Source organism: Testudinibacter sp. P80/BLE/0925 (genome assembly GCF_053570785.1).
On the sequence record NZ_CM131636.1, the window covers coordinates 2,678,298 to 2,689,956 of the forward strand.

Annotated in this window: 10 protein-coding genes and 1 pseudogene; 1 reads left to right on the forward strand and 10 read right to left on the reverse strand. The window is 47.7% G+C overall.

The genetic code is table 11. The annotated features are described in order from the left end of the window. Nucleotides 1-15: 15 nt before the first annotated feature. The 6 genes from folP to ACWA5Z_RS12935 form a co-directional block, all read right to left on the reverse strand. Nucleotides 16-843 carry a dihydropteroate synthase gene (gene folP, locus ACWA5Z_RS12910; RefSeq protein ID WP_431053009.1) on the reverse strand — a complete coding sequence of 276 codons (828 nt, stop codon included), beginning with the start codon at nt 841-843 and terminating at the stop codon, nt 16-18. A gap of 1 nt (nt 844) precedes the next feature. Next, nucleotides 845-1,270 (reverse strand): VapD, encoded by a 426-nt coding sequence (locus tag ACWA5Z_RS12915; protein WP_431053011.1) that lies wholly within the window; start codon nt 1,268-1,270, stop codon nt 845-847. A gap of 68 nt (nt 1,271-1,338) precedes the next feature. Beyond that, nucleotides 1,339-2,187 carry an SDR family oxidoreductase gene (locus tag ACWA5Z_RS12920; RefSeq protein ID WP_431053013.1) on the reverse strand — a complete coding sequence of 283 codons (849 nt, stop codon included), beginning with the start codon at nt 2,185-2,187 and terminating at the stop codon, nt 1,339-1,341. Between the two features lies 1 nt (nt 2,188). After that, nucleotides 2,189-2,809 carry a class I SAM-dependent methyltransferase gene (locus ACWA5Z_RS12925; RefSeq protein ID WP_431053015.1) on the reverse strand — a complete coding sequence of 207 codons (621 nt, stop codon included), beginning with the start codon at nt 2,807-2,809 and terminating at the stop codon, nt 2,189-2,191. Between the two features lie 25 nt (nt 2,810-2,834). Further along, nucleotides 2,835-5,015, reverse strand: coding sequence for a 3-hydroxyacyl-CoA dehydrogenase NAD-binding domain-containing protein (locus ACWA5Z_RS12930; RefSeq protein WP_431053017.1), 2,181 nt, complete (start codon nt 5,013-5,015; stop codon nt 2,835-2,837). Nucleotides 5,016-5,028: 13 nt separating this feature from the next. Next, on the reverse strand, nt 5,029-6,336 hold the full coding sequence (locus tag ACWA5Z_RS12935; protein ID WP_431053019.1) for an acetyl-CoA C-acyltransferase: 1,308 nt from the start codon (nt 6,334-6,336) through the stop codon (nt 5,029-5,031). 185 nt (nt 6,337-6,521) lie between these two features. Between ACWA5Z_RS12935 and smpB the strand changes: the two genes are divergently transcribed. Then, complete coding sequence (smpB, locus tag ACWA5Z_RS12940; protein ID WP_431053021.1) at nt 6,522-7,004, forward strand: SsrA-binding protein SmpB; 483 nt, start codon at nt 6,522-6,524, stop codon at nt 7,002-7,004. 105 nt (nt 7,005-7,109) lie between these two features. On the opposite strand, the pseudogene ACWA5Z_RS12945 reads toward smpB, so the two are convergent. The 4 genes and pseudogenes from ACWA5Z_RS12945 to rpsU all read right to left on the reverse strand — a co-directional run. Next, nucleotides 7,110-7,193, reverse strand: a pseudogene (locus ACWA5Z_RS12945) (IS200/IS605 family transposase); the annotation flags it as partial. 193 nt (nt 7,194-7,386) lie between these two features. Continuing rightward, nucleotides 7,387-9,246: an RNA polymerase sigma factor RpoD gene (rpoD, locus tag ACWA5Z_RS12950; protein ID WP_431053023.1), complete on the reverse strand. Its 1,860-nt coding sequence runs from the start codon at nt 9,244-9,246 to the stop codon at nt 7,387-7,389. A gap of 92 nt (nt 9,247-9,338) precedes the next feature. After that, a complete protein-coding gene (gene dnaG / locus ACWA5Z_RS12955) occupies nt 9,339-11,084 on the reverse strand; it encodes a DNA primase (RefSeq protein WP_431053025.1) in 1,746 nt (581 codons plus the stop codon). Nucleotides 11,085-11,239: 155 nt separating this feature from the next. Beyond that, a complete protein-coding gene (gene rpsU / locus ACWA5Z_RS12960) occupies nt 11,240-11,455 on the reverse strand; it encodes a 30S ribosomal protein S21 (protein WP_034614227.1) in 216 nt (71 codons plus the stop codon). Nucleotides 11,456-11,659 lie beyond the last annotated feature (204 nt).

The following is an 11,659-nucleotide window of genomic DNA, read 5'->3' on the forward strand; positions in this document are numbered from 1 at the left end:
TTTCCTCTATTGATTTTAGGCGTTTTGCATTGCCTGCCAAATCTTCAATGCGTCGGACATCGCCGCCACATCATGTACTCTTAAAATCGTTGCGCCGTTAATCGCCGCCAGTAAGGTTGCGGCAACGCTGCCAACCATGCGCTGTTCCACCGCTTTATCCAACACCTGCCCGATCATGCTTTTGCGCGACAGCCCGACGAGCACCGGATAACCGTACTGACAGAAAAGGTTCAGTTGTTGCAACAACTGATAATTATGCCGCACGTTTTTGCCGAAACCGAAACCCGGATCAAGGATCAGGTGCACCGGTTTAATCCCTGCGCTGATACACGCCTGCGCCCGTTGCAACAGGTAATCTAAGACTTCCTGCACCACGTCCTGATAGTGCGGATTATGTTGCATGGTGCGCGGCTGTCCCTGCATATGCATGATACACACCGGCATATCCAGTTCCACTGCGGTTTGCAGCGCATTTTCTTCCGTCAGTGCACGAATATCATTAATCAAATTCATGCCGACCTTTGCCGCCTCACGCATGACCTGCGCTTTTGAGGTATCAACCGAGATCCAGCAATCAAAGCGTTGCCGTACCGCGTCCACCAACGGTACGACACGGTTTAATTCTTCCTCTAACGAGACTTCCGCCGCCATCGGGCGGGTCGATTCGCCGCCGATGTCGATAATGGTTGCGCCGTCCGCCAACATTTGTTCGGCGTGAAATAACGCGTTGTCTAATTGATAAAATTTGCCGCTGTCGGAAAATGAATCGGGCGTAATATTCAAAATCCCCATAATTTGGGGCGTAGATAAATCCAAAGTGCAGTTTTGGTGTGTGATTTTCATATTATTTTATATCTTCCAGTGCAAAAACTTCCTTGCTCAGAATGTCTTTAATTTTAGTTTCATCTAATCCGGCTTCAATCAAGCCTTGTTCGATAGAGGCTAAGCGTTTATTAAAACGTTGTTTAGCGTCATAAACTTGCTGCGCAATAAAATCCGCATTTAAATCACTTTCTAAACGGTAAAATTTAATATTTGATGTGCAATGATAAAACCAATCAAATTTAGCCGTGAGTTCTTGAATTGCAATTGTTCCGTGCGCTTCACTAACCCCCTCATTGCCTAAATAAACACTGCCTTGTATATTTTCAAAACCGTGTTTTAACAGCATGTTTTTAATGTCGTAATAGGCATTATTATAGTTATTGCCGTGATAATTATCTTTTAGGCAATTGGTATCCATATTAAACGTGATTAAATAACGGCTCATGTTCAGATCTTAAATTATCATAATATTGTTGTATATCGACGGAGGAAAATCATGATCAAATCGAGATCCTATTCCTGATGAAAATACTGCTCGGCTTGCGGCAGCATTTGGTACGGATCAGGATAACGGTATTCAAAACCGAGTTCTTGTACAATTTTATTGCCGTGTACAAGCCGTTGCAAATCGGCTTCGTCCTGCTCAAATTGCGGCGGTTCTAAATCCAGCACTTGCGCCATTTTGCGGTAATAATCGGCACGGTTAGGGTGCTGCGGCGCACTCAAATGGTACAGACGTTTATGTCCGCGCGTTTCCAGCAATAACTGAATTGCCAAAATACAATCGGTTTGATGAACCAAATTCACCGGTTGATTACCGCCTTTGACCGCACTTCTGCCCGCCAATCGGCTTACCGGATGGCGATCGATACCGATTAAGCCCGACAAGCGCAAAATATCACAATCGACATCATTTAATTGTAACAGCCAATTTTCAATTTCATACAACGCCCGTCCCACATCTGATTGTGGCTCAACCGCACTTTCTTCATCAAATTCGCCGTGCCGCTGCGGAAAAACCGAAGTGGAACTGATAAACAACAAATGTTGAACCCCGTGCAGTAACGCCTCATTCACTAAATTTTTCACCCCCTCGACATAACTGCGGGTATCGAAAAAATACTGGCTCGGCGGAATATTGATAATCAAAGTATCGACATCCAACAGGGCGTGCAAATCATCCGGATCGATGTCAAGCTCTGGGGTCAGTTGCAGGAAATATGCCTCAAAGCCATTCAAACGCATACTTTCCGCGCCGTCATGGCTGCGTTTGCTGCCCTTGACTTCCCAACCGACCCGTTGTAAATGTTTCGCCAACGGAAAACCCAGCCAGCCTAAGCCGACAATTGCCACCGAATTCATCTCACTCTTGTCCTATCTTTCGTAATATCAAATGTTGCATTTGCCCATGCAATAAACCGTACCGCTGCATTATCGCCAATGAATGCGGTTGTAGCAAGGGATCAATCTGTAACAACAGGGTTGTGCCGAGTTTGCGGCTGACATAATCCGCCACTTTACGCAGTACACCGACATCTTTTTCCGGCGGGACAAATTTATCCCAAACCGATATTATGCCGTTTGGTTTCAGCACCCGCACCGCTTCCGCCAGCAGCCCTTGCGGATCGTCGGTGACTGCCAGAATCAAATGCAGAATCACCAAATCCATACTGTTGTCGGGTAAGCCGGAAAGTTCCGCCTGCCGTTGTTGCAGCGTGAGTTCCAATTTATGCCCTTGCTTTTCCAATTGTTTCGCCTGTTGCTCGCACTTTGCCAACATTGCTTCGGAAAAATCAACCGCGTGCACCTGACTACCTTTAGGCAAATACGCCAAATCCAAACCGCTGCCACAGCCAGCCAAATAGATCCGCTGCGGCTCATTCAACGCAAGACGGGCAAAAACTTGGCGTCGTGGTGCCGCCGCCAAACGTAGTAACGGATTATAAAATCCGGCGTAAAAATCCCAACGTTTGTCACTCACCATAGTTTCACTCCTTACCAAGTGCGGTTTAAGCGGTTTCTTGTGCGGAGTTAGCCTGTTCGGCTCGCTGCCGCAACCACTCACAAGGGCGGAAACGTTCGCCGTGCTGCCGTTGCAGCAATTCCAATTCGGCTACGATAGTCTCTGCGCCGATGTCGTCGATGTAGGCATAAATACCGCCGCGAAATTCCGGGAAAAACATGCCTAAAACCGAAGCCACATTGCCTTCATCCAGATTGGTGATCACCCCTTCTTGCGCACAATATGCCGCTTCGTTTAATAACATCAAAAGACAACGGCGTACGATCTGCTCCGGTTCAAGATTATTTTCGGCAATGACTTCCAATACTTGGTAAACGCTTTTATCCACTTGGGTGCGATCGCCGCTGCGTGAATGATAGAGATAAAAACCACGCCGGTTTTTGCGCCCTTTGCGTTCATTTCTCAGCAAATAATCCACTTTCGGCGGCGGGGCGAAACGTTCGCCAAACGCCCGTTGCAAACTCGGCAACGCTTTTACCAAAATATCCAAGCCCATTTCATCAATCATTGCCAACGGACCGCACTTAAAGCCGAATTCCTGTAAGGCGCGATCAATCGTACCGACCGCTTCGCCGTCCAGCACACAATAAAAGGCTTCCAACAGATAGGGAATCATAATCCTATTGATAAAAAAGCCGGGCGAATCTTTCACCAATAACGGGACTTGCCCTTGCTCAATCACTAAACTGATGGCTTTGGCAATGGTTTGCGGCGAGGTGGTCGGATGCGGCACGATCTCCACCATCCGCCGCTGGCTGACCGGCGTGAAATAATGTACGCCGATGACGTTTTGCGGCCGCCGGGCTTTCGAAGCAATTGCCGCAATCGGCAACGTTAAGGTATTGCTGGCAAAAATCGTATTCTGATCATAATAGTTTTCGCTTTCTTCGATCAAATTCTGTTTCAGCTGCAAATCTTCGTACACCGCTTCAATCACGATATCGGCGGTTTGTTTACCGATAAAACGTTCGCCGCCGCTGATCAGATAGATTTTCTGGCGTAATTTTCCGTAAGGCAAATGCCCCTGCTCCACTTCTTTTTGCAACAACAGATAGCTTAAACGCAAGGCTTTCTGTACGCCGTCCGGATTAATGTCTTTAATCCGCACCGGCAAACCGGCGCGGGCGGCTGTAATATAAGCGATACCCGCGCCCATGAAACCGCTGCCCAACACCGCCACTTTTTTAATTTTGCCGTCGCTTTGCAAATCATGGTATTGATGGCGCATTTCGCGGTTGGTGCGTTCCATTTTCCGTAACATTGCTGAGGTTTTATCATGGAACAGGGTGACAAAGCTTTCTCTGACCGCACTTGGCACATCTTGTTGCTGCCGTTTGAATAAATCCAAAATCGCTTTGGTTGCCGGATAATGATCAAACGATTTCAGCCAGATTTGTTGTTCGACCTGTTCGATGATATGGCGGCGCAGCCACGGAATGCTTTCGCTTTTACCCGTGAAATAACCGGTTAAGTGATGATAACCGCTTTTCACCTTTTGGCTGGCGGACATCGCCTCGCCGCGGATATAACGGCAAGCGATTTGAAATAACATGGCACGCGGGACAATTTCATCCAGCAAATTTTTTGCCAGCGCGTCACGGGCGCTGATCTTATTGCCGGATAGCAACATTAATAAGCCGGCTTTCAACCCGATTTGTTGCGCTAACAGATGGCAACCGCCGGCAAACGGCAACAGCCCGGATTTCACCTGCGGCATCGAAAAACGGGTTTCCAAATCATCGGCGGCTAAGCGGTAGTCGCAGGCTAATGCCAGCTCCAGCCCTAAGCCGAAACAAGTGCCCTGCACTGCGCACACCGCCGGGAAAGAGAGTTTTTTTATTTTCTGCAGTAATTCTTGGCTCTGTTGTGCAAAATCGTATAATTCGTCACGGCTTTTTTGTTCCAAACCGGTCAGACCGAATCCCTGTACAAAACTGTTTTCCTTGCCGGAAATAAACACCAATCCGCGCAACGGCCAATTCGATAATTGTGCCAACAACGCATTAAGGTAATAAACCGCTTCCTGATTCAGCCAATTTTGTTTTTTTGCCGTCACATTCAGGGTGATGACCGCAATATCGCGCTGATAAAAACTGAGTTTGAACAGCTCGGTATGCTGTTCGCCCTGATAGTCAAATCTTGCGTCATTTTGATTATCTGCTTGCATTTCCATACCTCAACTATTCCCGTTCCAACACCATTGCCGCACCTAGCCCGCCCAACCCGCTTGAGGCGATCAAAGCGGTTTCACCGCCTTGCCGCTGTAACTGGTGCAAGGTTTGAATCAAGACGCGCAAACTGGTAATCGCCCGCGGGGAGCCATATGCCAACGAGCCGCCCAACACGTTAAATTTATCCATATCCACACTGCCAAGTGCGGTATCACGCTGTAACTGTTTTTGTGCAAACCGTTTTGACTCGAACAGGTGTAGATTCGCCAAAATTTGCGCCGCCGAAGATTCGTGCATATCGATCAGATCAATATCGCTCAACTCCATATTCGCCCACGCCAATGCTTTGGCGGAGGCATGGGTTGCGCCCAATAACATATTATGCCAAACATCGTTGCCGGTCAGCGCAAAACTACGGATATAACCAAGCGGTTTCAACTGGTACTGCTCGACTAATTCTTCTCGCATTAATAACACCGCAGCCGCACCGTCCGCCGGCTCGGATACGCTCCAAGCCGTCACCGCATTATGCGATCCCGCCTGCAATGGTTTGAAGTGGTTGTAATAGTCCGCGTCAATCCGTGCGCTGATCATATTATCCCTTGCCACATAATGACGGTAAGGCGCCGGATGGGACAACATCACCTGTTCGCTCATCAGTCCCTGTTGCCACGCCAGTTCCGCAAGTTGGTGGGAACGGGCGCTGTATTGATCCAATTGTCCGCGGCTCAAGGCAAAATTCTGCGCCATCTGTTCGGAAATATCGCCCAACGAATAGTTGGTCATTGCGTCGCGTAAATTGACTTGTTGCAGTTTCAAATCTTGGCGTGACAGGCGTTTAAACAGATTCCATTTGCGACTGTAGCTGGAGGTGCGCCAAATATCGCGCAAGGTGCGAATCACTTTCGGTTTCAAACTGAACGGCGCATTGGAAATCGAATCCGCCCCCCCGGCAAGCCCGCAAGAAATCGAACCGCTGATAATCCCGTTACACACATTCGCCACCGCTTGCAACCCGGTGATACAAGAGCTGCTCAAGGTATACGCTTGCGTGTGCGGCATTGACAGAGCCAAGGCGATTTCGCGCGCCAAATTCGGCACATCCGGCTGCTGAATCACCTGTCCGAAAATAAATTTATCGACCACGCTACGATCAAGCGGCAAACGGTTTAACAGCTCGTTCGTCACCATAATGCCCAAGTCGGTGGCATAACACGCTTTAAATCCCGAATTACGGCGTACAAACGGCGTGCGCAACCCCGCCACCACGGCAATCCGCTCACCGCGCGCATTCACCAATCTTTGTTGGATAGGCATAACTGCACCTTTAACTATTGCTGGTTAAATATCGCATAGCATAACAAATCCGTATCAAAATAAACGAAAATTTTTTATTTCCGCTGTAATTTTCCCGCTTTCGCTTTCTAGTTGGGCAGCTTATTGATACAATTTCGTCCTATTTGAAAAATTTATGACTTCGAAGCATTAAAAAACGAATTATTATGACTAAGAAAAAAGCAAAAGTCGGCTCGAATACCATTGCCCTGAATAAACGGGCGCGCCACGATTATTTTATCGAGGACGAAATCGAAGCCGGACTATCCCTGCAAGGTTGGGAAGTGAAATCCATGCGTGCCGGTAAAGCCAATATCAGCGACAGCTATGTGATTTTTAAAAACGGCGAAGCCTATCTGTTCGGCGCAATGATTACCCCGTTAAATGTTGCCTCAACCCATGTTGTCGCCGATCCGACCCGCACACGCAAACTGTTGTTAAGCAAACGCGAGTTGGCAAGCCTGTTCGGTAAAGCCAACCGCGACGGTTACACCATCGTCGCCTTATCGTTATATTGGAAAAATGCCTGGGCGAAAATCAAAATTGGTTTGGCGAAAGGTAAAAAACAACACGATAAACGTGATACCATCCAAGACCGCGAATGGCAACGCGCCAAAGAGCGGATTATGAAAAACAGCAACCGTGGTTAGTATCGAACGGATAAAATAAAACCGCACTTTGAGGTTTGATCAATCTCAGATCGATTCCCAAAGTGAGGTTTAACTATCCCGCTCGCCAAATCCGCTATTTATTCAATAGTTAGGGGTAAAGACTATGTGATACTTACAGTTCCATCTTGTATGTGATAGACTTGAACCGTCATTGGATTTACTTGCTATTGGCATATCCTCCTATATCTTGAATTTTGGTTGTCAGCCTTGTTCATTATATCGGAGGATTTTTTCTACTATGCCAGCTCTTTGATTCCATACGCATAGCGTATGGTTTTTATAGGCAGCCTTTGTCTGCTATAACAAAAAGTGCGGTATTTCTCTCGAATTACCGCACTTTTTCTTTTTAAATCAATGCTTTTTATTCATCCAAGAAACTTTTCAGGTTTTCCGAACGGCTCGGGTGGCGCAGTTTGCGCAGGGCTTTGGCTTCGATTTGACGAATCCGTTCACGGGTGACGTCAAATTGTTTGCCCACTTCTTCCAAGGTGTGATCGGTGTTCATGTCAATACCGAAACGCATTCTCAATACTTTCGCTTCACGCGGGGTCAAACCGTCCAACACTTCTTGGGTTGCCATTTTCAGGCTTTCCGCTGTGGCGGAATCCAACGGCAGCTCAAGGGTGCTGTCTTCGATAAAGTCGCCTAAATGCGAATCGTCATCGTCGCCGATCGGGGTTTCCATTGAAATCGGCTCTTTGGCGATTTTCAGCACTTTGCGGATTTTATCTTCCGGCATGTTCATGCGTTCCGCCAACTCTTCCGGCGTGGCATCACGCCCCATTTCTTGCAGCATTTGGCGCGAAATACGGTTGAGTTTGTTAATGGTTTCAATCATATGCACCGGGATACGGATAGTACGCGCCTGATCGGCGATCGAACGGGTGATCGCCTGACGAATCCACCACGTGGCATAGGTCGAGAATTTGTAACCGCGACGGTATTCGAATTTATCCACCGCTTTCATCAAACCGATATTGCCCTCTTGAATCAAATCCAAGAATTGCAGACCGCGGTTGGTGTATTTTTTCGCAATCGAAATCACCAAACGTAAGTTGGCTTCCACCATCTCTTTTTTGGCACGGCGGGCTTTCAATTCGCCCTGTGAAATACGTTCGCCGATTTCACGGATTTGCGCCACTGACAAGCTGCTGTCTTTTTCGATTACTTCGAAACGCCCGATAATCTCACGGATTTCCGGCTCGTAGTTCTGTAATTTTTCCGACCACGGTTTGCCTGCGCTTAACGCTTTCACTAACCATGCGTCGCTGGTTTCGTGTCCGATGAAGCCTTTCGGGAAGTGCGTGCTCGGCACTTTGCTGTAGTCGCTGACCAAACGGCGCAATTGGCGCTCTTCGGTACGGATTCGTTTTAACATGCCGCGCATTAACAAAACCAAACTGTCGAATTGTTTCGGCACCAAGCGGAATTGTTGGAATACTTCCGACAACACCGCAATATGCTCTTTGGCTTTTTTACTGGTTCGCCCATGTTTGCGGATTACTTCCAGCGTCACGCTGTAATGTTCTTTTAATTCGGTGAATTTTTGACGGGCAAATTCCGGGTCAATGCTGTTATCAGAGTCATCGCTATCGCCGCTATCGTCACTTTCGGCTTCTTCCTCGTCGTCATCCAAATCGGCAACGTCGGCAGCGCCGTCCTCGTCCACCTCGGCAAATTCATCTATTTCAGCCGCTTCTTCTGCCACAATATCGTTTAAATCCACAAAACCGGTGATCAAATCAGTCAAGCGGATGGTACCGGCTTCTACTTGGTCGTACTGTTCCAATAACGAGGTGATCGCTTCCGGATATTCCGCAACCGCACTTTGCACTTCGTTAATGCCTTCTTCAATGCGTTTGGCAATATCGATTTCGCCTTCGCGGGTCAGCAATTCCACGCTGCCCATTTCGCGCATATACATCCGCACCGGGTCGGTGGTGCGCCCCAATTCGGCTTCCACGCTGGACAGCACTTGGGTCGCTTCTTCCACGGCGTCTTCATCGGCGATGGTTTCATTCAACATCAAATCATCGGCGTCAGGGGCGGTTTCCAACACCTGAATCCCCATGTCGTTGATCATTTGAATAATATCTTCAATCTGCTCGGCATCGACCAATTCTTCAGGCAGGTGATCGTTCACCTCGGCAAAGGTCAGATAACCCTGTTCTTTTCCCTGAGCAATTAGTAATTTTAGTTGAGATTTAGAGGTTTGCTCCATAAGTTAGACACCCGCACTTATTGATTATTAAGGTTAAAAGGCAAATTACAGCGTGCTATTATAACATAACCGCCGAAGCTTACCCAATGGATTTATTTGCTTGCCAACAGCAATTGCGCCAACTCTTTTTTCTCGTCGAGACTCAAACTGTGGTTGCGATCTTTGGCAATTAGCAGTTCCATACGTTTTTCAATTAATTGGTTATACAGATAACTGAGATTATCGGTAAAGGTTTTTTCGACGTTTTCGTCATTGATTAAATGATCCCACAATGCCAACATTTCAAGGTGTCGGCTGTTTTCTTTTCCGCGCCAATGTTCCAAAATCTGCCCGGTGGTCAGCCCCACCCGCTCCCTGCACAAATTCGCCAGTTCGTAAAACAGTTGAAAACCGGGATCTTGCAATGCCTGTAGCGATTCAATATCAGGGATCAGCTCCACCAATTTCGGATTTTGTAATAACAGCGCAATCAACAAGCGCATTGGCGTTTGTTTGATTTTGGGCTGCCTAAAGTGCGGTTTTGCCTGATGTTCCGGCGCCGCCAATAATTTCTGTAGCTGGTTCGGATCTAAAATCCCCAATTTGCTACCCAACATTTCCACCAAATAGGTGCGCAGCAATTTGCCCGGAATTTTTTGAATCAACGGCTCGCTCAACGCCGCCAGTTTCGCCTTGCCTTCTTTACTGGTGAGATCCACCTGCGCCAATAAATGTTCAAACAGAAATTCATTCAAGCTTTTGGCTTGCGCGACAAACTGTAAAAACGCGTCTTTGCCGACTTGGCGGATATAGGAATCGGGATCTTCGCCGTCGGGCAAAAATACGAATTTGAGCTGCCGCCCGTCTTGCAAGTGCGGTAACGCATTTTCCAACGCGCGCCACGCCGCCTCGCGCCCGGCACGGTCGCCGTCGTAACAGCAGACAATCTGTTCGCAACTGCGGAACAACTGATAAATCTGCTCCCCGGTGGTCGCCGTGCCTAATGCGGCAACCGCATTATTTACACCGAATTGCGCCAACGCCACCACGTCCATGTAGCCTTCCACCACCAGCAGAAATTCCGGTTCGGCATTGTCTTGCAAGGCTTCGTATAACCCGTACAGCTCGTTGCCTTTATGGTAAATAGCGGTTTCCGGTGAGTTAAGGTATTTCGGCTTTTCATCACCCAACACGCGCCCGCCGAAGGCGATCACCCGCCCGCGCTTATCGCGAATCGGAAACATTAAACGGTTGCGAAAACGATCATAAATATTGCCGCGATCATTTTTCGACAACATTCCGCTGTCGAGCAACTGCTGCTCGGTATCTTTGCTTTTGGCGAATTTGCGCAACACCGAATCCATGCTGTTCGGCACAAAACCGATTTGGTAACGCCGCACCACCTCTGGCGACAGTCCGCGCTTTTCCACATAGGCTTGCGCCGGAATATCCGCTTGCAGATTGTGCTGATAAAAATCGGCGATTGCTTGCATTAATTGGTGGAGATCGCGCTTACTTTGATAAGTTAAGTGCGTACCGCCCTGCTCGGCTTTGCCCTGCTCACGCGGCACGTCCAAACCGTAGATTGCCGCCAGTTCTTCTACCGCCTCGACAAATTCCAACTTGTCATATTCCATCAAAAAGCTGATGGCATTGCCGTGGGCACCGCAACCGAAGCAGTGATAAAATTGTTTATTTTGACTGACAGTAAAAGAAGGCGTCTTCTCATGATGAAAAGGACAGCAGGCTTGGTAATCCCGTCCGGCTTTTTTCAGCTTGACCCGTGTATTGACCAACTCGACAATATCGGTGCGCGCCAGCAAATCGTCAATAAAGGTTCTGGGGATTAGTCCTTTCATATAATGCAATTGCTCCGTGATAAGGGCTTATTCAGCAACGAAACAGAAATCGATAAAAAGGAAGAAAGCATATAGAATAAAACCGTGAAGCCTGAGGGATCACGGTTCTATCGAATTTTAGCATTCAACCGCCAAGTGCGGTCGCAAGCTGAAAATTAGTATAAACGAGTGTGACGTGCGTTTTCACGAGCCAATTTTTTCGCATGACGTTTTTGCGCGGACGCTTTTTCACGTTTACGGATTGTTGTTGGCTTTTCATAGAATTCACGGCTGCGAACTTCGGCTAAGATACCGGCTTTTTCGCATGAACGTTTGAAACGACGTAATGCAACGTCAAAGGATTCGTTTTCACGTACTTTAATTACAGGCATGTGCCATTCACCTCAAAGGAACTTTGTTATTTTAACGTAATTGCCGCAATTAAAGCGACAGGACTATATAAAGGTTTGCAATTCTAATGCAAAAGACGGGTAAAAGTCAAAGCAAAGTTTGCTTTTTTGCTAAAAATTTGCCCGCTGCTTAGCCTCGCGGAAAGAGAGAAAGGTTGCATAGAAATCGCGGCATAGTAGAATAAT